Annotated in this window: 23 protein-coding genes; 6 read left to right on the top strand and 17 right to left on the bottom strand. The window is 34.1% G+C overall.

Going from position 1 to position 25481, the window contains the following annotated elements; translation table 11 throughout:
• Positions 1–404: 404 nt before the first annotated feature.
• From GN157_RS18045 to GN157_RS13380, 7 genes are all read right to left on the bottom strand, one after another.
• Positions 405–1199 (bottom strand): helix-turn-helix domain-containing protein, encoded by a 795-nt coding sequence (locus tag GN157_RS18045; RefSeq protein ID WP_317163544.1) that lies wholly within the window; start codon positions 1197–1199, stop codon positions 405–407.
• Between the two features lie 35 nt (positions 1200–1234).
• Positions 1235–2188 carry an SDR family oxidoreductase gene (locus GN157_RS13355; RefSeq protein WP_157484016.1) on the bottom strand — a complete coding sequence of 318 codons (954 nt, stop codon included), beginning with the start codon at positions 2186–2188 and terminating at the stop codon, positions 1235–1237.
• Between the two features lie 12 nt (positions 2189–2200).
• Positions 2201–3109 carry an oxidoreductase gene (locus GN157_RS13360; protein ID WP_157484017.1) on the bottom strand — a complete coding sequence of 303 codons (909 nt, stop codon included), beginning with the start codon at positions 3107–3109 and terminating at the stop codon, positions 2201–2203.
• A 544-nt stretch (positions 3110–3653) separates the two neighbouring features.
• On the bottom strand, positions 3654–4097 hold the full coding sequence (locus GN157_RS13365; protein WP_157484018.1) for a carboxymuconolactone decarboxylase family protein: 444 nt from the start codon (positions 4095–4097) through the stop codon (positions 3654–3656).
• Between the two features lie 66 nt (positions 4098–4163).
• Complete coding sequence (locus tag GN157_RS13370; protein ID WP_157484019.1) at positions 4164–4739, bottom strand: Crp/Fnr family transcriptional regulator; 576 nt, start codon at positions 4737–4739, stop codon at positions 4164–4166.
• A gap of 330 nt (positions 4740–5069) precedes the next feature.
• Complete coding sequence (locus tag GN157_RS13375) at positions 5070–5663, bottom strand: HPP family protein (RefSeq protein ID WP_157484020.1); 594 nt, start codon at positions 5661–5663, stop codon at positions 5070–5072.
• A complete protein-coding gene (locus GN157_RS13380) occupies positions 5653–6927 on the bottom strand; it encodes a chloride channel protein (protein WP_157484021.1) in 1275 nt (424 codons plus the stop codon). Before GN157_RS13380 ends, GN157_RS13375 begins: the two co-directional genes overlap by 11 nt.
• A 1200-nt stretch (positions 6928–8127) precedes the next feature.
• On the opposite strand from GN157_RS13380, the gene GN157_RS13385 reads away from it, so the two are divergent.
• Positions 8128–8757 (top strand): hypothetical protein, encoded by a 630-nt coding sequence (locus tag GN157_RS13385; protein ID WP_157484022.1) that lies wholly within the window; start codon positions 8128–8130, stop codon positions 8755–8757.
• A gap of 376 nt (positions 8758–9133) precedes the next feature.
• Entirely contained in the window at positions 9134–9814 is a 681-nt protein-coding gene (locus GN157_RS13390; RefSeq protein ID WP_157484023.1) for a hypothetical protein, read from the top strand.
• An 83-nt stretch (positions 9815–9897) separates the two neighbouring features.
• Here GN157_RS13390 and GN157_RS13395 read toward each other — a convergent pair whose 3' ends face one another.
• Positions 9898–11538, bottom strand: coding sequence for an FKBP-type peptidyl-prolyl cis-trans isomerase (locus GN157_RS13395; RefSeq protein WP_157484024.1), 1641 nt, complete (start codon positions 11536–11538; stop codon positions 9898–9900).
• A gap of 10 nt (positions 11539–11548) precedes the next feature.
• A complete protein-coding gene (locus GN157_RS13400; RefSeq protein ID WP_157484025.1) occupies positions 11549–13372 on the bottom strand; it encodes a hypothetical protein in 1824 nt (607 codons plus the stop codon).
• A gap of 164 nt (positions 13373–13536) precedes the next feature.
• Here GN157_RS13400 and GN157_RS13405 point away from each other — a divergent pair, with 164 nt between their 5' ends.
• Together GN157_RS13405 and GN157_RS13410 are read left to right on the top strand one after the other, a co-directional pair.
• Positions 13537–15420: a sensor histidine kinase gene (locus GN157_RS13405; RefSeq protein ID WP_157484026.1), complete on the top strand. Its 1884-nt coding sequence runs from the start codon at positions 13537–13539 to the stop codon at positions 15418–15420.
• Between the two features lie 11 nt (positions 15421–15431).
• On the top strand, positions 15432–16058 hold the full coding sequence (locus tag GN157_RS13410) for a response regulator transcription factor (protein WP_157484027.1): 627 nt from the start codon (positions 15432–15434) through the stop codon (positions 16056–16058).
• A gap of 32 nt (positions 16059–16090) precedes the next feature.
• Here GN157_RS13410 and GN157_RS13415 read toward each other — a convergent pair whose 3' ends face one another.
• The 8 genes from GN157_RS13415 to GN157_RS13445 form a co-directional block, all read right to left on the bottom strand.
• Complete coding sequence (locus GN157_RS13415) at positions 16091–17773, bottom strand: CocE/NonD family hydrolase (protein ID WP_231749141.1); 1683 nt, start codon at positions 17771–17773, stop codon at positions 16091–16093.
• A gap of 37 nt (positions 17774–17810) precedes the next feature.
• Positions 17811–18842 carry a WD40 repeat domain-containing protein gene (locus GN157_RS13420; RefSeq protein WP_157484028.1) on the bottom strand — a complete coding sequence of 344 codons (1032 nt, stop codon included), beginning with the start codon at positions 18840–18842 and terminating at the stop codon, positions 17811–17813.
• On the bottom strand, positions 18829–19011 hold the full coding sequence (locus tag GN157_RS17965) for a hypothetical protein (protein WP_231749142.1): 183 nt from the start codon (positions 19009–19011) through the stop codon (positions 18829–18831). Before GN157_RS17965 ends, GN157_RS13420 begins: the two co-directional genes overlap by 14 nt.
• Positions 19012–19044: 33 nt before the next feature.
• Positions 19045–19320: a hypothetical protein gene (locus GN157_RS17970; protein ID WP_231749143.1), complete on the bottom strand. Its 276-nt coding sequence runs from the start codon at positions 19318–19320 to the stop codon at positions 19045–19047.
• Positions 19321–19339: 19 nt separating this feature from the next.
• Entirely contained in the window at positions 19340–20263 is a 924-nt protein-coding gene (locus tag GN157_RS13430; protein WP_157484029.1) for a hypothetical protein, read from the bottom strand.
• A gap of 22 nt (positions 20264–20285) precedes the next feature.
• Entirely contained in the window at positions 20286–21305 is a 1020-nt protein-coding gene (locus GN157_RS13435) for an OmpA family protein (protein ID WP_157484030.1), read from the bottom strand.
• 120 nt (positions 21306–21425) lie between these two features.
• Positions 21426–21875, bottom strand: a complete 450-nt coding sequence (locus tag GN157_RS13440) for an MmpS family transport accessory protein (protein ID WP_197429459.1) — start codon at positions 21873–21875, stop codon at positions 21426–21428.
• Positions 21876–21921: 46 nt separating this feature from the next.
• The gene (locus tag GN157_RS13445) at positions 21922–22593 is read right to left on the bottom strand and encodes a carboxypeptidase-like regulatory domain-containing protein (protein ID WP_157484032.1); all 672 of its coding nucleotides are present in this window, start codon (positions 22591–22593) and stop codon (positions 21922–21924) included.
• Between the two features lie 158 nt (positions 22594–22751).
• Here GN157_RS13445 and GN157_RS13450 point away from each other — a divergent pair, with 158 nt between their 5' ends.
• On the top strand, positions 22752–24743 hold the full coding sequence (locus GN157_RS13450; protein ID WP_157484033.1) for a tetratricopeptide repeat-containing sensor histidine kinase: 1992 nt from the start codon (positions 22752–22754) through the stop codon (positions 24741–24743).
• Positions 24733–25368 (top strand): response regulator, encoded by a 636-nt coding sequence (locus GN157_RS13455; protein WP_157484034.1) that lies wholly within the window; start codon positions 24733–24735, stop codon positions 25366–25368. The genes GN157_RS13450 and GN157_RS13455 overlap by 11 nt, the downstream gene beginning before the upstream one ends.
• Positions 25369–25481 lie beyond the last annotated feature (113 nt).

A 25481-nucleotide genomic window follows, 5' to 3' on the forward strand; every position in this document is an offset into this window, starting at 1 on the left:
TAGATAACAAATACATACAATGCAAAGATAACTAACATAAAAAGTCAGGCATTTTTTTAATATCTCAAATTCTATTTCCATTTCTCTACGGGCACTGTGCAATCTTTTAAACTTCTATACCCAACCCGTCTGCTTATTCCTTTATATTCTATAATTGATAACATCAACGAACTGTTTGCTCCTTTAATTCAAGACTTTAATATCATTTTTCTAAGATATTTTAACAAATAGTCTTAAAATTTATATCCAAGTAAAAGTAGCAACTCCATAAATTATCAAGCAAATTTTATGAAAAAAGAAGCTAATACGGCTTTGAATAATGTGATTAACTCAGGTCTCACATATAATATTCCCTTATTCCAATTACTTATAACTTCGAAAAACCAACAAGTATTAATAAATAATTATGCTATCTGTACCTCCCCAGGTGTTTTACCAAATTCCTTTTTAAAGACAAAAGAAAAATGAGAAAGATCTTCAAAACCAACCTCTAAATACACTTCACTAGGTTTGCGATTCTCTTTACTTAACAAAAAATAGGCCTCTTCCAGTCTCTTTTTCTTTAACCATGCACCAGGAGGTACCCCAAATACCTTTTTAAAATCACGCTTAAAAGCTGATAAACTACGTCCTGTTAGAAAAGCAAAACGCTCTAAAGACACATTAAACCGAAAGTTCTTTAACATAAATGCCTCCAGATTTAATTTTTCAGGAATTCCGAAATTGAATAAAATAGCTTGAAGCTCAGGAGCATTCTGCAATAAAATGAGTAACAGTTCTTCTCGTTTAATATCGGCAAAGGTGGCATTTAATGTTTCCTGCCCGTTATAATAAGGCGCCAACGACTGTATATAACTCTCAACCAATTGCTGTTTGGGCAAAAAGACAAAAGAATCTGTACTTCTAGGTATCGGAAGTAACTTCTCAAAAGGATGTCTTTCCAAAAATTGTTGTAAAAACGCAGCGTCAAAAGTTATAATGATTTTTTCAAATGCGCCATTGTCTTTGTATTTAGTATAGCGTACTAAATGATTTTTCCGGGCGATACAATAATCACCCGGTACCATTTGGTATTGTTTATTGCCATCATAGGCATTCATGGAACCTTTTAACAGATACAAGAAAAAATGTTCGGAAATGAATTGTTCTGGTGAAATCTCCGGACCTAAATGACATGATTGAATATTATGTACTCTCACAAACTATTTAATTTATTAGGTGAATTTACAAAAACTCACAAACTATCTACACTACTTAAAAGCGCTTCCTTAGTGCCACGCGGTTGCCATTGCAACACGGTAACTGCCTTTTGATTAGAAATGCCTTTATAAAATTGTCCTGGTGTAGGTTGCATATCCACTATGGAAGTTGATAGGCTTGGGCGTTCTTGCTTTATCAGTTGTGCTACATCATAAAAGCTTACAATCTCGTCTGTAGCAGCAATAAAACGTTCTCCTGTCGCTTCCGTTGCAAGCATTGCCTTTATATGTAAATCAGCTACATCTCTTACATCCACTACTCCCATGGTAAACGAAGGACTTTCTTTAATAGCTCCGTTTAAAATTCCTTTGATCACCACATCAATAGAAGCAGAACTAATCCCTCCAAGGGTAGGACCAAAAATTCCCACTGGATTGATAACCGTTAACTCCATTTCACAGCCCACAGTATGTATAAAATCCCAAGCCACTTTTTCTGCGATGGTTTTGGATTTGATATAAGCTTGCTTAGTATCCTCTGGATTGGTCCAATCCTTTTCGGTAAATATATGACCATCTGGCTTTGGGCTATATCCTACAGCTGCAAAAGATGAAGTAAGCACTACGCGTTTTACTCCTGCCTGCTCTGCTGCTTTTAGTACACGCAAAGCACCATCTCTGGCAGGTATGATCAACTCCATTTCATCTTCAGGATCTGAAGCAGGGAAAGGTGAAGCCACATGCAATACATAATCGCATCCACTTATAGCCTCTTTCCATCCTTTATCGGAAGTTAAATCAGCTTCGTAAAATGACAAGGTAGATATATCTGTAATTCCTCCCTCTTGTAACGCATGTATTACAGACTCTTTCTTGGTTAAAGATCGCACTGTGGTTCGTACCGTATACCCTAATTGTAATAATTGCAGAAGGGTATGTACCCCTAAAAATCCGGAACCTCCGGTAACTAAAACTGTTTCTTTTTTCATGAGCTGAATAGTTTAAAATGAATAGTAGATTCCTGTAGCTTTCTCTGCATAACTCCATAAGTCTGCAGCTAATTGTTGATCGGCCATTGCAGCCGTGTGATGCTTAGAAGGTGCCGGATAGCCTGTATATTCATGTTTTCCATCAGGACCATAAAACGTTCCACTTATTACTGCCGTATCAGTAGCTGCAAACAAGGTTGGTAATGCTCCTTGCCAAGGCTCCATTACTTCTTTAAACTCTGCTAACAATTGCTGCAATTCTGCTTCCGAAATATTGCGCTGTAAATCGGTTTTGGTAACCCCTGGGTGTGCCGCTACAGATAAAATAGTATTGTTGTTTTCCTTTAATTTTCGATGTAATTCAAAGGTGAAAAGCAAATCGGCTAATTTGCTAGTAGCATACTCCCGCCAGGCATCGTATGGTTTCTCTAATCGTAAATTATCAAAGTCAATTCCGGCAGCTCTTATGGCCGCACCGCTGGAAAGCGTGACTACCCGTGCATTTGTACTTTTTTTCAGTAAAGGAAATAAGTGTCCGGTAAGCGCAAAATGCCCTAAGAAATTTACACCAAACTGCAACTCAAAACCTTCTTCAGTTAACGAGGGAGGCGGAATCATTACTCCGGCATTATTGACCAGTATATCCAGCTGTGCCTGTTCCTTTTGAAATTGTGTTGCAAATTTCTCAACCTGACGAAGACTCGCCAAATCTAACACTGCTACATTCAGTATTCCCTTACCCCCTTCTTTTTCTATTTGTTCTTTAGCGGCTAGTCCTTTCACTTCATTCCGCACTGCCAAGGTCACCGAGGCTCCTGCCTTATATAGTGCTTTAGCCGTTTCAAAACCAATTCCTGTATTGGCCCCGGTTACCAATGCTATTTTACCCGTAAGATCGGGTATCTCTTTTATTGTCCACATACATATTGTTTTATTTATAGGACAAATTTCGGAATCGATAGCCTTAGTTCTTTTGTTAAGAAGTCCAATCTGCTTTTGTTGTGAAGTTCAAAAAACGACTGTTTTTTTACATCTTATCAACCGTATTTTTTTAGAACTTGATTCCGTTTGTTTATTATTAAAAGCCATACGAAACGAAATGTCATTAATAAGGTAGGCTACTACCATCCCATGGTATTTTCTGTGGACAACTTTTGTTGGTGTATATCCTCTATACCTATCATGCAAAATATATTATAAGAGAACCTTTGATTGACCACCCAAAACTTTTAAAAGATTTTGGGTGATCTTGGTTCCTTTTCCTATCAGTAGCCAGGTGAAAAATAAGTTCCTTTCCTGCAATGGCTTCTCTCACTCCGGTATTATGAATTAAATCCATAGAGTCGTTACTATCTTTTATAGTTCCTATAATGTAGGATGCCCTTTGGGAATCCAAAAGCTAACATAACTTTTTCCCAAGATACCGATCCCTCTGGTATTAAAATCTTTGTCATCAGTACCTCTTTTAATCCTCTACCGGCAAATGTGTGCTTAAGGCAATTCGGTTCCAACCATTGATTGTCACTATAATCATAATAAGTTGTGCAATTTCATTCTCTGTGAAATGCTTTAAGGCTTTCTGATAAGTTTCAGTACTTAATCCTTGGTGATGTATTAAAGTAATCTCTTCTGTCATTTCTAAAACAACCTGCTCCTGTAATGTATAAAGATTCGGAGCTTCTCTCCATGCACTCAATAGAAAAATACGTTGCTGAGTTTCTCCATTGGCCAATGCATCTTTGGTATGCATATTAATACAAAAGGCACAATTATTTATTTGCGAACTTCTAATTTTAATAAGCTCTTTAATAGTTTTAGAAATAGCCACTTTTGAAAGATAACCTTCCAGCCCTAACATAGCATTAAAAGCTTGAGGTTCTAATGTTTGAATGTTGATTCGTTTTTCCATGATTTCATTGTTTTAATTTAATGATACAAAGTTGACAAACAACGAAGAGAAAAAACTTAAACTGGTTTAAGAACGAAGTTTATTGCGAATCTCGCTAAGATATTCTGGAGTAAATCCCAAAAAGGAAGCTAATAAATATTGTGGAATCCTCTGAATAAATTGCGGGTAATTATTGGCAAAATGCAGGTATAATTCTTCTCTCGAAAACTCATATAAAAAACGAATTCTTCGTTCCGCTGCTGCATAAGCCCTTTGGTAAACCATTCTAAAATAATGTTCCATAAAAGGAAATTTCTTTAGCAAAGCTTCTCTGTTATCATGACTGATTCGAAGCACTACCGAACGCTCTACTGCCTGAATATAAAACGTAGATTGTTCTTGACGTTCAAAGGCAAAAGTATCGGTCATCCACCAATGTTCTAAGGCAAATTCGGTGGTCTGTTCTACACCTGTATCTTTCAAAAAAAACTTACGAATACAGCCTTGTTCTACAAAAAAATGAAAGTTACAAAATTCACCTTCCTCCATCAGATTTTCTTTTTTCTTAACTAATATAATTTCAAAAAAAGCAAACACTTCCTGATAGGTGACACCATCTATGCTTACAAACTTCTCAAGGTGTTTTTTAAAAATTACAGACATTTTTCTTTTGTATACCTACGAAGATACATGAAATAGAATAATATAAAAAAGGGATCAGATAAGTATAGATAATCCCTTGATAATTTGGTATATTGTTCCTATGATGATCTCTTTATTTTACCAAGGCATCTTTAATTACAATCCCGGCTTGTAGTAAAGCTATTTTAACTGCCGGTTCTTAGCTATCGGATTTAACAATCCATAATCGTGAATCAATCCATTAGCTCTGCACAATCTACTATTAGATATTTATATCCTGTAATGAATTTCTACTAAACTGGAAAAAACGGAAGCCTTTAGCTTATGAATTTTATAAAAACAAACTATTTACTAATCAAGATTTTTCCTTAATATTTTTTTGTATTTTTTTCTGGTTATCAATGAGGGATATTGTCTTTTTGAGGTTAGATTATTAAATATTAATGCAACAAACAGTAATATAAAACAACCTGTTAATACAGGTGAAAAAACAAACATATAACCTAAAGCTTTGATTTTTGGTGATGCAGTAGCAGCTATAAGAGCTGTAGCTCCTCCCGGAGGGTGTAATGTTTTAGTTATTTGCATTACCACAATAGAAAGCGAAACGGCGAGTGGAGCCGCTATCCATAACAAATCAGGAAACACTTTTTGAACCGACACTCCTATAATAGCAGAAACCACATGGCCGCCAACCAGATTTCTGGGTTGAGCTAAGGGGCTCTCTATAACTCCATATACCAAAACACAGGACGCTCCAAAAGAACCAATCAAAAATGCCAAATCCGTATCTGTTAAAAGCCCATACTGAAGATAAGCTATTATTCCTAGTCCAATAAAAGACCCTATAAATGCCCAAATATGTTCTCGGAAATCAACCAAGGTTTCCCTATAGAGAACATATCTCGTCTTTCTGTATGTTCTTTTTATTCTCTTAACCTGCATGTATTAACTTCTCCTTATAGGTATAAACATTATAGGAGCATATTCTTTTCGAAGTAATTTTCGCAATATAACAAACAATCAGAAGAGGTACAAACAGAGTGTAGTCACCTATAACTCCACAGACCAAAAATAGAGATGTAAGTGGCGCATGGATGCTAGCACTAAGCATTGCTGCCATACCTACAATCATAAAATTAAGGGGAATAACTGCTGCATTAAAAAAAGTATTCACTAGTAAAGCCACCAACAATCCTAAAAAAGCCCCAATAAAAATGCTTGGGGCAAAAACACCCCCATCACCTCCGGCTCCCAATGTAACAGAAGTTATTATAGGTTTGATTATAATAATAGCTATAATTACTGCTGTAATAGGCAAGGTAAGGGATAATGTATTTGCTGTCTCCAAATTTTCCTTTATGGCATGATATCCGTCGCCATAGAGCTGAGGTAAAAACAATAAAATAAGACTAAGCATAAATGCGCCTAATATAATTCTATGGGACTGTTTCTGAAGTTTAAAAAATTGCTTTTTGATTAGTAAAACACATTTGGTAAGATAAACTGAATTCAAACCCGCTATAATTCCCAAAACTATAAAGTAAGGTATAGCTGTCCATTTCCAAAAATTAATTGTAACATGAAATAGCGGTGGCTCATCCAGTACAAGTAATAATCCATAAGCTACCGATACTGAAAGTACCGTTGCAATGATAAATGATTTTGAAAGTCTTCTTGAAATAACTTCATAGGCAAATAGCAATCCAGCCAAAGGACTTGAAAATAATGCTGTAATACCAGCTGCAACTCCCGCACATATTAATTCGGTTTTATACTTTTTCAAAAACCGTTCCTTCTTGTAAGCTATATTTCCTATAGCGGCTGTCGACACAACGGTAGAGACTTCTATTCCTGTGGAACCTCCAAAACCTACGGTTATCAATCCGTTAACAAAATGAGAAGGTATCTTATATGATGGCAGGTTCTTACCTGATTCGACACTATCAAAAACCTCTTTTATTCCTTTATTCTCTTTACCTTTAAATAAATAGTGTCTTAAAAAATAAATAACTGTGAAACCGATTAGGGGAAAGATTAGAAGATATAGCTTATTGGGAACAATCCTTTCAAGAAGATTATCTTCGAAATGTTCTGTAATATGCTTAAGACTAATAGATAAAGTACACGATAAAAAACCAACAAGAAGAGATGTTACAATAAGCTTCAGCCAAACTGCCCCCTTATAATAACGCTTTATATTTTTCATAAGTAACAATTTTTTCAACTATTCGACCCTAAATACTATTACATTACATGCACTCAGAATTTGAAGTTTTAAGCAGTAGCTTGTATTTAGGAAAATCATAAGTTTATCACTATTATTCAAATTATTTTCACTTACCCAAGACAGACCAAAAGATATGTCGAGTAGGTTTACAAAAGTATAAATTTAATTTAAGCCATAAAGTAAAGATTCTTAATATAAAGTTACCCTGAGTCCTCAATAACTTTTATAAGGTACTAATATTAGCCACATAAAATTTGTTAAATTTTCAAAAACCACCTGCTATAAAGCATAAAAATATAGGCTTGAAAAAAGCTTTTTTAGGTTGCCGACGTCATAGAAATTATCAGTAAAATGGAAGGTTTGAAACAACTGATCATCTTTCTTTCCGAGAATTTTCAATACGGTCATCGATACACGATTGCTGTTTTTCTCTTTTCCATAAGCGCTCACGAAAAAAACAGGTTGATACTGGAAACTCAACGAAATGGGATAATCACCGATTTTCCCTTCAAGTTAGTAAGGATACAATAGGATTCAAACAAATTAATAATAAATTGGACCATTTGATTATCACTCTTCACGAAATAGAAAACTACCTGGATAAATACATAAAAAAAAGCTTGTCTGCTAATGATGGTATTGTCTTTGGCAAGGTTATAAAGCTATATAATTCAAAAGAAGAATAGATACATTTTATCATCTGTTATTTCACTATAACAAATAACTAACTAAAAATAAAACAAATTTATTTCACCTTAGAAAAAATGTAAAAATAACCGAAGTACTAAATGATAGAAATATATTTCTAAGTAGAATCAATATAAGTTTGATAATGGAGTTCTTCCCAAAAAATGGATACGAAATGAAAAACATCTCATCACTAATAATTTAAAATGTATCTTTAAAACGATAATTCAAGATTACCTCTAATTCCTCTCGCATATAGATTGTTTCAGAAAACATTCCCGACAAGGAATTCACTGTAAACAATAAAATCAGGTTTTGGTTTAATATCGATTACTATTGTATGATACATACTACCCAGTATTTAGTAATTAAGAATTTTTGGTTTTTTAAAACAAAAATCCGGATGACTTTTTTATTTTCTGTTACAGTTCCTAACGGCACTATATTTGTTTGTGAGATTTTACAGCTAATAAAAATAATTAAACCATAATTATGCGTTATATAAAACTGTTGCTCAGCGGCATGATGCTTACGACCGTAATATCATGTAACCTGTTCAGTCCGAAAAATATCTCGAATGATTTCAGGTGGAAAAATAAAAAATTTGACCAGCCCTACGGGATTAATCTTCAGTATATCCCGGAGGTGAAAACCGAGTTGCCTACAAGCCGCGAGCCTTGGTTTTATAATGCCACCGATAGCACCGATACCGATAAAAAATATAGAGTGGAAGAACTGCTTGAGAAAAAATTCCGAAAAAGGAATATAGTATATAGTCAAAGTGCCAAAGTAATACTTCGGATAGACAAATTGTTGTTTAAGGAATATGCAGAGCCAGTCCAAGTATACGATGGAGATATGGAATATATAGGAGATTCTACCCAGGACTTTTTTATCTTTGAGATTTCCGCCAGCCTGATTAAAAATGACTCGTTAATACAGCATATAAACCTGCAGCATCATTACAATAATGAGCCAAGGGAATCTTATGTATTTGATGGTGTGATTGTAATGGGCGGGGGCAATGCAAGCGCATCTAAAATGATTGAAAACAGCATTAGCGAATTCAGTTACCGGGTATATCAGGCCATTAGTGAGCAATCTGAAAATATGGGCAAGTAAGCTGTTTCATATTAATAACGTAACTGTATCCGGCTTTTCTAAAGCATGAATAATAAAGACAAAATGAAACTAATAAAAAGCCGATGAGCAAGATGCAATTCATACCAAAAAATGGACTTCTAACGAGACGATTACGGGTTTGAGAAAAAATAAAAGAATAAAATGAAATTCTAAGATTAAAGTACAAAAGGAACTAAAACTGCTAAAAAAGGAATTAGCCATAGTTAAATTGGAGCGAGATATCTTAATAAAGTGTAGTCAGTATTTATCAGTGCCAAAGAAGCTCAGATTTGAATTTATAAAACATAATGTAGCTGGTTTTAAGGTAAAAGATATGAATTGCTTGTAATAATATAAAAATACATTTAAAGGACAATTGAATCATAGATTTTACAACAAAAGCAATAGAGAAAAAAACAGCATTTTACTATTAGTAGCTGCTCTCACTCTTACAATTATAGGTTTTTCAATTATTATATCAATATATTCAGGAATATACCTGATTAGTATTTTAACTTTTGCTATAACCTTATCAATAGCCGCTCCTTTCTTCGATATACCTTCTTTAAAGAAAAGTGGAAGAATTATTTATTATTCCTCTTTATTCCTAACCGAAAAACCAAAAAACGGTGTGGTTAAAATTCACGGAGGAACCTTATTTGATTACTACTTTTTAATTGACAGAAAAATGAATGGTAAACAAAGGACAGATTTCATAATCCAGCAGTATTTAGAAGGTTTATTGTCTTTCATAGAAGAGCATAAAAACGATAACCAAATTAAAATTCACGGAACAAGCTACATTATAAATGAAAGAACAGCAGAAAAAATTGGCTTTAAAACTGTTGAGACTGATGTTTTACAAAAAGTGATTATAACTTACAATTACTTCAATCTTTTGATTTCAAATTCAATTGCTAAAAAAAAACTAGCATTTCCCAATTTGAGTAAAACTAAAACATTTGAGGCTGAAATCAGTCAGTTAATTGAAAGAAAAGAATATATAGAAAGATTAAATAAATCGTTGAAAAGAGATTCTTTAAGACTATACTTCTAAAAAACTAGTGTGAGGCTTCTCAAAATTAATATTATCAATATACATCTAAACTGTTTTGTTTAATAGTAAAAGGTACTTACATTTCATTTTACAAGAGAAAGCACTTCTATTTCAAAAACGAGAGTTTCATCCGGTGGTATAACACTATTACCTTTTGCACCATAAGCCAAATCAGGAGGGATAACAAAAGTTCCCTTTTCACCTGGCTTTAATAATTTAACCCCTTCGTAAAAACCCGGAATCAGGCTTCCTTTGGTTATTGTAAACAGGGGTGGCTCTCCCTTATAGGAATCATCAATAACTTTACCATCACTCAGTTTGCATGTATAATGTATAGCATATGTACTGTTTTCCTTAACGTTATCTCCAAAATTGACTTTTTTTGTCACTCTGTATTTTAAGCCCGTTTTAGTATGTATATATCCATCACTATCAGGTATTGATTCGGTTTCAGAATTATTCCCTAACATACTCCTCATATCAATATCCATCACCAAACGAAATTCTTTACTATCCTTCTCGGGGTTATACCCTCCTTCTTTAGGTGTGTACCTCCATAACTCTTCTATAAGATAGGTACGTCCATGTGCCATACCACGACCTACTATTGATTGCGATGAGGGCGGACAACCGTTATAAACCTTATCTGCTGTCATTTCTGACTGGGATACTCCCTTATCACTAGGGCTGCTTAACTTATAAAAAACCATACCCAGTTCGTTTGGTTCAGCAAACTGAACCCTGTCTTTATAAGTATATACATAGCGGTATTTAAATCCCTTTCGCTTATTTCCTCCTATAACATATTTTGTTTCCACCAGCCGTTGTTTTTGCCCACCACGCATAGCATATTCCCACTCATCGTCACTTGGTAAACGAAAACTTTTTCCTGTTACTGCATTGATTTTTTCTATAAATGCTTTCATCTTGAGGTAATTTACATTCAAATCACCAGGATAAGCCGGCTCCATGTTTTTAGTTAATGTGCCTAATACAGGGTGCCCGAACATGGGATCATTGTCCTCCTTATTTCTATACTCCGGCGATACCGTGACATAGGAAAAAACGGGAGTTTGGTATAATGCCCAGTATAACTCATTGGTTATAACACCTTTTGATATATAAAAATTATTAGCAACAGTAGTTTTTACAGGGCGATAATTAGTAGTATCCTTATATCCGTTTTTACGGTATACCAGTCCATGTGATTTTGCATTTTTATAAAAGCTGCCTTTTTCCACCAAAACAAAACTGTTAAGGAATTCCTGAATTATTTTATTCTTTTTAGATTTTTCTGCCGATTTTATTTCTGCAACTCTGGCATCCCATGCCGCTTGTGTTTGCGGAAATTTAGCCAGTTCTTTTTTAATAGTAAAAACTTCTTTATACTTATCTTCAAGCCCTTCAATATCATAATTATTTAAATAAAAATCACATTCACTATTTAATTTTTCCAACATTAAAAAACCAGACAGTATATAATCTATTCGGGATATACCTAAAACAAAACAGCTTCTTGCCATAATTCTCAAATGAAGCACTTTGGGGTTTTTAAATCCCTTATCTTCTAATACCTGAAGTTTTGTTACTGCATTTGCATAATCTCCTTTTAAATAACATTGTTCTGCTTCTTCATATTCCAGTTTAGCTAAAGTATTTTGGGCTTTAACACTTACTGTACAAAGGGTACAGAGTAAACAGATAATAATGACTATTTTATTCATAGCTTAGTATTTATTTGTTTTTAACCGGGTTGCCCCAATAATCCAGTTTTTGCTTTTTTGCAGGTGTACTTTGTTTTTTTACAGGCGTAGGGCTAGTTGTTTTTTTTACCGGATTACCCCAATAATCTACTTTTGTATCAGTATTTTGGGAAGTCACATCAGTATTTTTACCGGCATAGTATTTCTCGGATATTGGAACACCTTCTGTTTTAAACTTTATAACAAAAGCATTTCTTTCAGTAATAGCCTCCTGTTCAAAAGTGTAGTAACCTCTATATACACAATAAGGATTTATAAGGTTATTTAATTCACTTTTTATAGCGTTTTGTAAAGGCCAGGAACCATCGGGGTAACGCCCTATAACAAATACGTTGGTGATTTGAAGTTTTGCATCTTCTATACGGGTATGGCTTCCATGATCAGTATAATAGGCAAAATAATATAGTTTATCACTAGTGACATTAGTAGATGAATTGGGAAGACTGGCTCCGGAATAATGACCGTGCTCCTTTAAAAATAAATTGAGACTTTTCATTTTATTGTTAAAAACTTCCTCTTTACGTCTACGCTCCTCATTTTCCTTCTGTAATCTACGCTCTTCTGCTTCTTCCCTGTGTTTGCGCGCCTGCCATTCCCGTTCCTCACGGGATTCTTTTTCTGCATACTCTTTTTTAATACGCTCATTTTGAGCATCAAAATAAGCATTCACGCCACTTTTTTCCATATAATATCCGCCGGGGTTAGTAGCCTGTTGCAGCTTCTCTTTTTGCTGACGCTGATAAACCTCTCTTTCATATAGCATCTGCTCATAAGTTTTGGTACTTTCTTGCTTTCTGTTGGAATTGGGAGTGTTATTGGAACTTGAAGTGTTTTTTGAAGCTGTATTTTTATTGGATGAAGAAGTAGAAGCTGTAGTATTAGATTTTGTTGTTGTTTGTGTAACTGATGCTTTGGGTGAGGTTTTAGAAACATTATTTTGTGTGGTCTGTTTCTCTGCGGTTTCCTTTTGCAATCGTTCCTGCTCAGCTTTGTTAAGAATAACTTTGCCGGTATCTTCAACCAGAGCCAAAGTCTTTGGATCTTTATTTAAGGCATAAGCTTTTTGATACAACTCTTTTGCACCTTTATAATCTGCTATCCCATACTGTACATGCCCCTGACGTAAATACGAATCAGCCTGTGCTTTATTCTCGGCTTCTCTTTTTCCTGTTTCAAGCAGCTTGCCAATTTTATTATCTAACTCCTTAAAACCTCTAAAATTCCTGGATACTGCCTGTATAGAAGTAACCTGAACTTTAAACTTACTCAAAAAGGCTGCAAGAGGATCGGCCTCCTGAGTAATCTTCAATTTCCCTATAGCAGTTACTATTTCGGGGCCATAAGTAAAAAGTCCCCCGTTAATAGTACTGTTTCCTAATTGGGAAACATATTTCTTGTTTTTAAAAGTGTATTGTTTTCCTGTAATAGGGTCTGTATACTGTCCTTCAATTATAAAATCCATGCTCCCATTGAATACAACCTGAAAATCAGAAGGATTATATAGTATTTCACCTCCGCTTGAGTTATATCCTCTAATCTTAATGGGCTTATCAATTGAAAATTCAAAAGCTACCTTGACTTCCTGTAGCCCCGTAGATAATCTTTCAGGTAATATTCTTAACCGCCAGAAACCAAGATTTGCTTCAGGGTTTATATTTTTAAATCCGCTTTTAAATTCAAAACCGTTATCAGGTACAAGACTTACCAGTCCCTGCCCTGATCCGCCATTTACAATTTGTGAATTGACCGTAATACTACTTAATATGAATAGCAATACAATAGTTAATGTTCTCATACTATTCAAAATTTATATTCTTAATAATTAGCTCTCTATACACAAGATTTTAATTTCTGCCTAATCAAAAATAACCCGAACAGTATACACATAACAATACCAAGTTTTAGGTATTTTTATTTTGAATATATTAAGGCATATTTGTTTACACTTATTAAAAATAAATGAGGAAACAGTTTCTTTTCTTATTACTAAGCGTTTTATGGGGCTTTTCAGGTTACCTTACTCCCATTATGGCTCAGGATAAAGCTATTTATTCTGACACCCTGTTTGTTAATGGGCCTAACTCTGAACATCTTTCCAAATACCTCACATTTTGGATTGACAGTACAAAAACTCCTGATATAACTAATGCTGAGACAGCATTAAAAAACAATGAGTTTAAGCACTGGAACCCTGAAACAACCCTTAATCTTGGCTTAAACCCGCATCCGTTGTGGCTGCATCTTAATGTTAAAAGTACAGAGCCTGATTTAAAAAATTACTGGTGGAGCTTTTATACCCATGCCGATACTATAACATTTTATCAAAAATCTGTTGATGGTTGGATAAGTACAGATACCGTGGCTTATGGATTACAACTCTCAAAACGAAAAATAAAAACCCGGTTTTCTACCACTGAAATAACACTAAAAGGTTATGAGTACAAAGAATTATTAGTTAAAATTGAAAACTACAGGCATACTCAAAATGCCATAACCGACTTCACTACTCCGGAGAATAATTTATTTTGGGAAACAAACTTTTACTGGTCTATCGGCTTTTTTATAGGATGCTTTTTACTTATTAGTAGTATCAGTTTTTTTATCAGTGTTATACTTCGTGAAAAAAACTTTTTAAAATATGGAGTTTATCTGCTCTTAATCATTGTTATGACGCTGATGGAAGAATTAATGGTTCCTACTATTTCTAATCCGTTTCTCTTTTATATTTTAAAAAGGCTACATTCATTACCTATAGCTATAATAGCTTTGGCTATTCACTATCATATTATACTTTACATCATCAAACCTGAAAATACCAAAGGAAAACTGATTAAGTTTTTAACCCGGCTTAATAATATATTCCTTATCTATGGTATAGTATATTCGGTTTACTACTTTATCAATATGGAAAAACTGAATCATGGACAATGGTTCTATCCGTTAATGTGGTATATAGGAATTATATCTATATTCATTGTTATTCTCTTAACTGCAGTTATGATTATTCTAACAATGCATCGCAAGAAATTAATAGTACCCGGAATCATTTTGGCTTTTGTTCTTCTTTATTTTAATCCGGCAGGTTATTTTTTAAACTATGCGGGAATACTAAGCTATTACAAAGTAACCTATCCTAATTACTTTTATTGCATAGTATGCATAGAGTTTATAGGTATAGGCTGCATCTTAGCATGGCGTTACAAAAAAACCGTTCAAAATCATTATACGCTTTTACAGGAAAAAGCTTTACAGGATGAACTAACTCTTACAAGGGAAATTGAAATACAAGAGCAGGAACGGGAACAAATTGCCCGCGACCTTCACGATGATTTAGGTACTACTATAAGTGCAATAAAACTAATTATAACAAATAGCTACCTTAACGACAAAACCTTAGTTAAAATGATAACAAAGGCTAATAATGATTTGAGGTACTTTTTTAATAAGTTGACACTGCCACAACAGGGATTATTTGACATCCTTCAGGATAAAATAGATGAACTCAATAACATTGGTACAATACAATTTGTGTTTATAGCAACAGGTGAAGAAGATATAGTACCCGATGCTTTAAAATTACCTATAATACGAATTTGTTTTGAATTATTATCTAACGTGCTAAAACATTCTCAAGCCTCTGAGGCTACATTACAGTTATTTTCAGATTCATCACAAGTACAAATTATGATGGAAGATAACGGTAAAGGATTTGATCCTAAGCTGAAAAGTAATGGAATGGGTATCAATAATATACATGCCCGGGCTAAAAGGTGGAATGGAGAAATACATATATCAAGCGGAACTAAAGGAACTACAACTATTGTCACAATTCCTTTGAATTAAAAATCAATAATATGAAAGAGAACTATAAAGTAATCATAGTAGATGACCATCAACTATTTGCCGATGGTATGGTGCGCATTTTAGCAGACGAGGATGATTTTGAAGTGATTGGTATTTGTAATAACAGTACCGAGCTTTACCATATGCTCAATAACCATAAGCCAGATTTAATAATGCTTGACATACAAATGGGGGGTACTAACGGGCTTGAGCTTTGTTGTGATCTAAAAAAAACAATGCCTCAAATAAAAGTTATACTGATTTCCATGTTCGAATCTATAAATGTGGTTAATGAAGGGAAAAACTCTGGTGCTAATGGCTATATACCTAAAACTACTGATGCTGCACTGGTTAAAAAATCAATACGGGAAGTTATGGAAGGAAGAGATATTTTTGTAAAACCGATAAACTCCGAGACAAAAGTTGATTTGGAGGGAGGATCATATGCCTTTCTGCTCAGTAAACGTGAACGGGAAATTATTCTATATATTAAAAAAGGATTTACCTCAAAAGCAACTGCAGAAGAACTTAATATCAGTCAGTTTACGGTTGACACACACAGAAAGAATATTTTAAAAAAACTAAAACTAAATTCTCTTAAAGAACTTATCTCCTATGCTTATGAAAACAATCTGTAAATTAGTTTTTTTACTGGCAATACTCTCATCAATTACTTTTTCATAATTGGTATTTTTAAATAACTATCATTATACCATTTAATTTGCAGAGGTGTATTTGCATCATTTATTGTTTCCTCTGCAACAGATTTACCAGAACCATAATTTATAATTTCAAACGGATGTTTATTGATATTAAGTAGTATAACAAGCCTACTCCCTTTACTTATTTTTTTACTAACAAACCGGGTATTATCAAATGGAATGCCCGTCTTAGTATAGGGTTTTAAAAGTTCTCTGTAAGTATTATTGTTAGCATAGCTGGCTCTGCCAATATAGCGGGTAAGAAAAAAGTATTTACCATCTGGCATCTGTTCATACAACGCTAACGATATATCCATATCTTTTTTATTAATGGCAGCAAATAACTCCCCTGTAAATGATCCATTTATTGAGAAATTTTCCTCAAAAACTTTTGAAGTAAAAAACAATCCATTGCTGACATCTAAAGTTTCAAAAATAATTTCGGGCGTATAATAGTTGTTTTGATTTTTTCTGTCTTTAAAATCTAACGTTTGGTTTAGAACCCCCACTTTGTTAGGTTTATTAGTAACAAGTAAATTATTATCTAAATAAAGTGTAAGGGTATCGTTATTCATACTTTGTAAAGTAGAAACATGCCGCCATTGATTTTCTCCCATTACTTCAAAATTGACTTTATCTTTCAGTAATTTTGGTTTTGGCTTGTTCTTTAAAACATAATCCAACCACTGGTAGGCTAAATTCATCATATCAATATTAGCCACAGGATCAATTTCATAGCCCATTAAGCTTTTAGAAGGTTTACGTTGTGCTCCCCAATGATCATAAGGACCAATTACAAGGTAATGATTCGCATTTTTATTATACTTTGTATGCTGCTTAAAGTACTGTATGGCTCCTATTTGAGAACCATCATAATAACCGGTAGTTGTAAGGATAGGGATATCGATTTCAGCATACTCCTGAGGTGAAGGAATCATTGATTGCCAATAGCCATCATAGTCAGGATGAGATAGCCATTTTTGAAAAATAGGGTTTCTATAGCCCGCCAGGCTATCCATATCTTTAAAAGCTATACCTTTTTCAAACCATTCAAAAGGAAGCCCCCTGCTTAAAGGCTCTTTATTATAAATATTGTTATGGGACCAGTACAAACCCAAATTCATTTGTACATTGTTTTCCATAGGAGTATCATAGCCCGGCATTACCGCTACCTGTGGCACAATTGTTTTTAATGCTGGATGAATATTTTTAACTGCTGCCCATTGGGAATACCCGGTATAGCTCCCTCCATACATCCCTACTTTACCATTACACCATGATTGTTTACTTATCCAGTCAATAATACCATAAATATCTGTTGTTTCGTTTTCATAAGGAGCATAGTTTTTTAAGTCGGTTCTAATACCACGGGCATAAGCCACAATCCCTACATATCCTTTATCTGCTGATTTTTTTCCAAAAAAAGCATCGTTTACTCCCTGGTTATAAGTGGTGTAAAATAAAACTACAGGTAATGGTCTATTGCTATCCTTTTTTCTAACAACAATAGCCGATATATCAATCCCGCTTCTCGTGGGAATTAAAACACTATCCTGAATAAAATATCCATTTTCTTTTTCTGTCAATTGCTGTGCATATAACATTGTATAAGTTCCAAAAAAGAAAAGGACTGAAAATAAATATCTCATCATTTTTTATTAAAAAAATTAACCGGAAACATTTGTAAGTTTATTGAATATCCCAAAATCGTATTCCTCCTTTAAGATCTACAGATACCAATTGGGTTTTATCTCCACATACGTCAACCTGATTAACAGTTGCCTTATGTCCTGTTAAAGCATCTATAAGTTTCCCTGTATCCTTATCCCATATTCTTATTGAACGATCTGCTCCCGAAGTATAAATATTTTTCTTACCGAACCTTGCACAAGTAAGTGGAAGATGAAAACCCGGAATATCATAATATCCGTTTTCCTCTACTATACCAGCCTCTTTAAATTCATGAAAATCTTTTTCATTAAAATCTTCTTTGGGTCTTAACCATCCCGGATGTTGGTGACTATACTCTACTGAATCTTTTTTGGTATTAAACAAAGTAAATGTATCCCTGTTAATGGTAAGAATATTACCTTTTTCATCCATATCTTCAAAACTTCCTTCAAAGACAGGTATCTCTTTTACTAAACTGTTATTAATAATATCCCAGTATATAATTTTACCTGTACCTTTAATTTTAATAATGTTATTATCCATACCAACTATAAAACCTTTTGGGAGATTTTCAGGAAGAGTTTTTGATTCATAATTATCTTTAACCGACCATAAAAAACGATTCCCCTTTTGATCGTTTGCAAACAGATAATTAAAATCTTCAGAATATCCCATACTTAAAGACCATGTGTTTTGCAAAGGAAGTTTATATAGTTCTTTAGCATTTGTGGCATCTATTACTACAACTCCGAGTTCCATAGTACTTAAAGCAACATGTTTTTCTACAGGGGTATATTTTACTACATATATTTCATCATTCAATTGTGCCAGTACTTTTTCTTCACTATTATTTTTATAACGAAAAGCCACCCTGCCACTGTAAGTCGTAACCAAAACCGTATCCTTAACCCCAGCGTAAGTCACATCTGTGTAAGAAACAGTGTTAATACCTGTAAACTTATCTGTAAAAAGATCTTCAAAAGTTTTCGAGCTATTATTACAGGAAACCAGCATTAAAAAACTGATAAATAAAAAACTATTTTTCATCATTATAGAGTTTTACAGACTTATTATTTTTCATTAGTTCAATAAAGCCTTCGTCCTGCCCCGTAAAAAGCTGTACCCTGTTATCACCATCCCACAAAGCCATATAAGCTCCTCCCTGAGGTTCACTTAGCAATAAAAAGTGTTGTTTAACCTTTGAATCCAGAGTTAACATTGCATTTCCATATTCGTCATCGGTAACATAACCTCAACGCTCCTGCCCTTCATGATCGTAAATCATAACTCCGGATACTGAATTCCCTCTTGTATCTTTCCTGTAACCTTTTACTGATTGTGCGCCCGGTATATGAGCCCCTACAATAACCCTTTCCAGTCCAAGTGAATCTACTACAACCAGTCCTCTTACTTTAAGTATTTTATCTGAATAATCAGGTTGATTTTTTTGAGTCGAAAAAGAAAACAGATAAAAACAAAAGAAAAGTAAATTGGTTATACTTAGTATATATAGAAGTTTTGTTTTCATATTGATGATTTTTATAAGCTTAATTTTCAGCCCCAAACATAATTCCCATGAGTTTAGCTGCTATTGACTGAAGGTCTGTTTCAGCATTGTATAAAGGAGTACTTTGTTTTATACTCATGTCTGCACTTTCAACAGTTGTAGGAGTAACCTTTTTAAACTCATACACCAAACCCGGCTCTGACTCTAATTTAGGATATAAATCAATTTTCATTATTCCATAGTCCTCTTCAAGGTAATACGGATGTATAAAATTAAGAGACTGGGGCATTTGTTTGGAAGTCCAAACATCCAGCTTAACGATACTCATAGGAGAAGCATTTCCCTTTAAAGTATATATCATTTTTTTGCAAACATAACCGGCAATAGTTTTTGTTTCCTCAGTTTCTACCCTATCATATAGCTCACTATCTATTTTAGTTTGTAAAGTACTATTACCAAAAAATTCATCATCATAATTAAATGTTACAGCATTTTTAGGATTTGATTGTGATACTACGTATATCTTACCCGAATTATTAGCAGCATTAAGTGTATTTTCTAAATGATATGTTAGTCCGTCACACTTTGCAGTAACATCATCCCCTTTAACAAATATTCTGTTTTGTAACAATGGTGCCAGTATTACCTGCATTGCCATAATTGGATTATTTTGTACACTACTTTGAATACGTTGCTGTTGCTGGGCATCAACAGTACTTATTGCTTTTTCCATTTGCTGCTTTATATTCCCTTTTGACGGATCGGTTTTTTTTAGCAATTCACTAAGATCGTTTCCGGGAAAATAGATATCTAACTCTATAACACCTTCTTTAAAAGGCTCATTAGCCTTAATTTTTGTATCAACATTAGATGTCTCCTCACTTCTTACTTCACTATCCTTTTTATTTTGCGCACAGGAAATCAGCCCAACACATGTCAGGATTATAAATAAGTATTTTTTCATTGCTTGGTTGGTTTTAAGAATGTTACTTTTTAATCAGTTCTACTCTTCTGTTTTTTGCCCTTCCTTCTTCGGTACTATTATCAGCTACAGGATTTTGCGAACCAAATCCTTTTGAAGAAAGTCTGGACTTATCAATACCGAGAGAAGTCAATGTATTAAGTACGGTTGAAGCCCTGTTTTCTGAAAGTTTTTGGTTATGTTCATCACTTCCAGAATTATCTGTATACCCCTGTATATCTATTTTTAACTGATTATTATCTTTAAGTGCTTTGGCTATTTCATCTACAGCCTGTTTTCCGTTAGGCTGAAGAGTAGCCTTATCCAAATCGAAATTAACATACAGTACTACCTTTCCTTTCTCTTCAAGATCTTTTAATATTTTATCTGATTTTATAATGGATATGGTTTGTTTAAAAGGTTCCTGCTGAAGAACATTAAGATTACCAGCAGCCGAATCACCACAAAACTGGATAAAAATATTACCGCCATCTGCACGGTGTATCGCATATACTTTTATTTTTTGCCCCATATAACCTATAGAACCGTCTTCCCCTAAATATTCAGCATCATCATGATATCTTTCATACTCTTCATAAGTAATCTCACCATCAAATATTTTAACTCCTCCTACTTTTGAAATGGCATCCTCATAACTTTTAATAAAATAATGAAGTGACCATTCTTCCGAATTATCTTTTACAGATACATAGGTTTTCCATACTTTACCTTCAAGTGGTGTCATTACCCCGTCTATAGGAAAATAGAGCATATCAATTTTTTTCTGAACCGGTTTGTTTGTAGAGGTAAGACCTTCAGGAAAACTGAAAAAAGGAAAATCCCCCAAATCTTTGTCAGACACAGGGAGATTTTCAATATTAAAACTTTTGGTATTTTCTTCTGTGTTTACAGGGTCGCGATTTTCTTCAACAACATCTCTAACATTAGTTTCAACCGTTGAAGGCACTTCTTCGGCAGATTCCTTTTTTTCTTTACAGCCCGATAATAACAATAATGAGAATAAAGAGATTGCAAGCTTTTTCATAGTATTTGTATTTCTGTTTAATATAAATAATTGGTCGATTGGTTTTAGGTCTTATTACTCATATTGGTATTTATGGGGGCATGTAAATATACTTAAATTAATAAGTTAGGTATGTTAAAACTAGTCTTCAGAACCAAAAACATAAGTTGCAGAACACGAAATATAACCTTCGTTAGAGCTACAGTTACTAATGTCTTTACTAACTCCATCCACTAATACCTCTGCTCTCATATCGAGATTAGTGTTATCGAGTCCAATTACAGAACCACTAATTAAAAAACCGTCAAACTGATTTACTGTAACAGTCATTGTTTTTGTAAAAGGCAACGGTTCATTACCCAGTTGAGTTTCACCTCCTTCTTCATTAAGATAATAAATATCGGCAGCCTGTGAAGCAGATGAGGTTACTTTATAAGTAATTGTTACTTCTCTAGGGTAGCCCTGGTTATTACCATTGTTTCCTCCGTTATCATCATCATTACTACAGGATATTGATAGTAAGCTAAAAATCAAAGTGGCTAAAATCAAAATTTTGCCAGTAGGTTTAAAAATGTTTTTCTGTGTTTTCATAGTAATTTTATATTTAAATAATTAGTATACAGTTTGGTTATACGCACTACCTGAGTTTCACTTCCTTTACAGTGCCATCCTGGTCTATTTCAACAAATTTCTCAATGCGTTCACTTTGATTATTGTAATAGGTTTTATACTCATATTCGTGTGCAACGGCACCATAACTGCCATATACACTGCGTCCGGTATAATATTGTCCTGTATGAGCAAATGATGTGTTTAACATTGCCTGTAAAAAGTATTTACCTGGCTTAAGCTGTTCAAAAGTAAATCGGCCATATTCATCGGTTTTAGTTTCAAGTCGGTACCTAAAAGCCTCATTACTCATATAAACCAAAGTCTTTTTATTTTCTTTTTTCTTTCGCAATTCATACCATGAATCAAAGTAATTTGTTACAGGTAAAAGTGTTACAATGGTATTAGCAGCATATTGTTTTTCTCCTAATACCGGCTTTATACCCCATCCGTTTTTCTCTTTTGTAAATAGTACTCCCTTAATTTTTGAATTCCCTAGCTGAAGTGCTTTTTTAGCCTGAAGAGAATCAAAAACAACTTCAGGATATAAAGTGGTAACCTTATTCTTTTCTGCCTTTCTATCAGCCTCTTTCAAAGGATTACAGGAAATAAAGGTTATACATCCCATTAAAAGGACAGTATAGATTTTTGGACTAAAAAGCGAAAATTTTGGCTTTGTCATTACATTAAATAATTTCATTTTTTGACTGGTTTGATTATCAAACGATTTCGTACTTCAAAATTATTTTATGTTAACCAGTACAACAATACCAGTTAATTAGGCTTTTTTTCTACTGGTTTTCAGGTATTTTAAAGGCCTGCACAAACAAGCGTTGATTTTATTTTTATCTTGCGTGTATGATTAGGTCAATACTTACATTTATTTGCTTAACAGGCATAATTATTACAGGTGAAGCTCAAACCCCTTCACTGGATATGAAGGCTTATGCTGATAGTCTTCAGATAGTTTTACAAAAAGAAAAAAACGACAGTGTAAAAGCTGCCATAAACCTTCAACTAATAAACTATTGGTTATATAAGGATACCCTGCAGGCACGAAAGCACTTAGAACAGGGAAAAAAATTAAGCCGTAAATACCCTTACCTTCACGGAATGTCCTACTATTCTGAAGGACTTTATTATTTTAATACCAATATTGAAAAAAGTATAAGTGCCTACCTAAAGGCTGACACTATTTTAAGCAAACTAAAAACTGCCGATGCCTATAAGGTCCGTTCTAACCTTTGGAATAACATTGCAGTACATAAACAGCGGGATGATGATGACAGGGCTCACGTAGATATTTTAATGAATAAGGCAATACCGCTGGCAGAAAAAGCAAAAGACACCGCTACTATGGGGTTTGAATATGGCGCCGTTGGTATTTCATTCATGAATATGTCTCAGTATGAAAAGGCAATACCTTATTTTAATAAAGCTATAAATGTATTAAAGGGGAAAACAGCACAACAGTCACGCCTGGTATCGGCTTATGGAAGAGCTGCCGAAAACTACATTATGCTTGACAGATACCCTGAAGCACGTAATGTATTAGATGAGCTTAAAACAGTATTAGATCCTTATCCCGATTCAGAACATCATGCTCTTTATTATATGGCAGAGGGCCTTTATTATCACAAGCTTAAATCTTACGACAAAGCCCTTACTTATTTTGATAAAGGAATACAGTCGGCTAACGGTCCTTTAAAAGATTACAGGATTCAGGAAATCAATTTTCAAAAAGCTAAAAGCCTTGTTGCTGCCCACAAATATCAAGAAGCCAAACAACTGCTCACACAGTTTCTTAATGATGATGAGGTGATGGATTTTTATGGTAATCGCATAGACACTTATTCCGGGCTTGCTAAAACCTATGCGGGTCTTGGTGATATGGGACAGGCATATCACTGGCAAAAAGAGTATAGCAGACTTAACGATAGTATAAACGATAGCCGATTAAGACATGACATTAATGCTCTCGAAGAAAAATATGACAGCTCGCAAAAAGAAAAAAAGATAGCGCAATTAGAAGCTGAAAACGAAATAAGTAAACTTTCTGCCGAAAACAATAAACTTATAAACTGGATTTTAATTGTTGTGAGTTTAGCTTTCCTTGTAATTATACTATTTTCTTTCAGCTATTATAAAAAGGATAAAAAACTTGCCATTGAGAAAGAAAGTAATTATCAAATCCAGTTAGGTAAATTAAAACAGGAACAACAGTTAATGGCAACACAGGCTATGCTTGAGGGTGAAGAAAGCGAACGAAAACGTATGGCTCGCGACTTACATGACGGACTAGGCGGTATTCTGGCCGGTGTACGAATGAACCTCTCTGAAGTGGAATCCAGACTTACACTAACGTTTCAAAATGAAATGGAACGTATTATATCAAACGTAGATAAATCCCTTACTGAATTAAGAAGAATTGCTCACAATCTTATGCCCGAATCATTATTACGCCTGGGGCTAGATGGCGCTCTTGACGACCTTTGTAAATCATACCAGTCATCAGATTTACAGGTAAATTACCAGTCTTTTGATATAGAAACGAATATTACAAACACCAACCAGCTTACTATATACCGAATTGTACAGGAACTTCTTAACAATGCCTTACGCCACAGTAATGCAACCGAAGTGATGGTACAATGCAGTCAAAATGAAAACAACTTCTTTATCACCGTTGAAGATAATGGCAAAGGTTTTGACTCTCAAAATCCTGAAAACAAAAAAGGATTAGGGTTAACAAACCTTCAGCACCGTGTAGGCTCCATGAACGGAAGCATAGAAATAAACTCTGGTGAAAACGAAGGGACAATAATAAATATAGAGCTTTATGTTGGATAGGAAAATATCGGTCATTATAATTGATGATCACCCTATTGTTATAGAAGGACTTAAGTCCCTTCTAAACGGGAATCCTGAAATAGATATCACTGGTACCTTTACTACCGGTAAAGAAGCCGTTTTATTGCTAAAAAAGGAATACCCGGATATTATTTTACTTGATATTAACCTGCCTGATGTAAATGGCATTGATTTGTGCAGGGAAATAAAAACTTTGGTTCCCGAAGCTAAAATACTGGCATTAAGTAACCATACCGAACGTAACATTATTTTACAGATGCTAAGCAATGGCGCCAATGGTTATCTGCTTAAAAATATTTCCCGACAGGAGCTACTAAAAGCTATCAATGCTGTCAGAAATGGAGAGATATACTTTAGTAGTGAAATCAACGAAATAATAGCTAAACCTACACGATATGAATTGCAGGGCATACCTAAGTTAACAAAAAGAGAGCAACAGGTGCTTGACCTGATTGCAGAAGGTAAAACTACTCAGGAAATGGGAGACCAACTCAATGTTAGCCCACTTACTATTGAGACCCACCGCAGGAATCTTCATTATAAGTTCAAGGTTAAAAATGCTGCCGAATTGATAATGGCTGCTACACGATGTAAATTATTATAATAACCAATAATGTTAATATTTTATTCAAAATAAAATTAAAATACAGTTAAGGATAGTTAAAAGTACACCAACAAAAGAAAGCTTGGTTGTACATTTATATCTATTTTTTTTTG

This window comes from Flavobacterium rakeshii (genome assembly GCF_009741375.1).
Taxonomy (GTDB): Bacteria; Bacteroidota; Bacteroidia; order Flavobacteriales; family Flavobacteriaceae; genus Flavobacterium; species Flavobacterium rakeshii.

Bases quoted from the DNA above. Each gene is read 5' to 3' on its own strand.
- GN157_RS13355 (WP_157484016.1), bottom strand. From the start codon at position 2,188: ATGAAAAAAGAAACAGTTTTAGTTACCGGAGGTTCCGGATTTTTAGGG.
- GN157_RS13360 (WP_157484017.1), bottom strand. From the start codon at position 3,109: ATGTGGACAATAAAAGAGATACCCGATCTTACGGGTAAAATAGCATTG.
- GN157_RS13365 (WP_157484018.1), bottom strand. From the start codon at position 4,097: ATGGAAAAACGAATCAACATTCAAACATTAGAACCTCAAGCTTTTAAT.
- GN157_RS13370 (WP_157484019.1), bottom strand. From the start codon at position 4,739: ATGTCTGTAATTTTTAAAAAACACCTTGAGAAGTTTGTAAGCATAGAT.
- GN157_RS13375 (WP_157484020.1), bottom strand. From the start codon at position 5,663: ATGCAGGTTAAGAGAATAAAAAGAACATACAGAAAGACGAGATATGTT.
- GN157_RS13380 (WP_157484021.1), bottom strand. From the start codon at position 6,927: ATGAAAAATATAAAGCGTTATTATAAGGGGGCAGTTTGGCTGAAGCTT.
- GN157_RS13385 (WP_157484022.1), top strand. From the start codon at position 8,128: ATGCGTTATATAAAACTGTTGCTCAGCGGCATGATGCTTACGACCGTA.
- GN157_RS13395 (WP_157484024.1), bottom strand. From the start codon at position 11,538: ATGAATAAAATAGTCATTATTATCTGTTTACTCTGTACCCTTTGTACA.
- GN157_RS13400 (WP_157484025.1), bottom strand. From the start codon at position 13,372: ATGAGAACATTAACTATTGTATTGCTATTCATATTAAGTAGTATTACG.
- GN157_RS13405 (WP_157484026.1), top strand. From the start codon at position 13,537: ATGAGGAAACAGTTTCTTTTCTTATTACTAAGCGTTTTATGGGGCTTT.
- GN157_RS13410 (WP_157484027.1), top strand. From the start codon at position 15,432: ATGAAAGAGAACTATAAAGTAATCATAGTAGATGACCATCAACTATTT.
- GN157_RS13415 (WP_231749141.1), bottom strand. From the start codon at position 17,773: ATGATGAGATATTTATTTTCAGTCCTTTTCTTTTTTGGAACTTATACA.
- GN157_RS13420 (WP_157484028.1), bottom strand. From the start codon at position 18,842: ATGATGAAAAATAGTTTTTTATTTATCAGTTTTTTAATGCTGGTTTCC.
- GN157_RS17965 (WP_231749142.1), bottom strand. From the start codon at position 19,011: ATGTTAACTCTGGATTCAAAGGTTAAACAACACTTTTTATTGCTAAGT.
- GN157_RS17970 (WP_231749143.1), bottom strand. From the start codon at position 19,320: ATGAAAACAAAACTTCTATATATACTAAGTATAACCAATTTACTTTTC.
- GN157_RS13430 (WP_157484029.1), bottom strand. From the start codon at position 20,263: ATGAAAAAATACTTATTTATAATCCTGACATGTGTTGGGCTGATTTCC.
- GN157_RS13435 (WP_157484030.1), bottom strand. From the start codon at position 21,305: ATGAAAAAGCTTGCAATCTCTTTATTCTCATTATTGTTATTATCGGGC.
- GN157_RS13440 (WP_197429459.1), bottom strand. From the start codon at position 21,875: ATGAAAACACAGAAAAACATTTTTAAACCTACTGGCAAAATTTTGATT.
- GN157_RS13445 (WP_157484032.1), bottom strand. From the start codon at position 22,593: ATGAAATTATTTAATGTAATGACAAAGCCAAAATTTTCGCTTTTTAGT.
- GN157_RS13450 (WP_157484033.1), top strand. From the start codon at position 22,752: ATGATTAGGTCAATACTTACATTTATTTGCTTAACAGGCATAATTATT.
- GN157_RS13455 (WP_157484034.1), top strand. From the start codon at position 24,733: ATGTTGGATAGGAAAATATCGGTCATTATAATTGATGATCACCCTATT.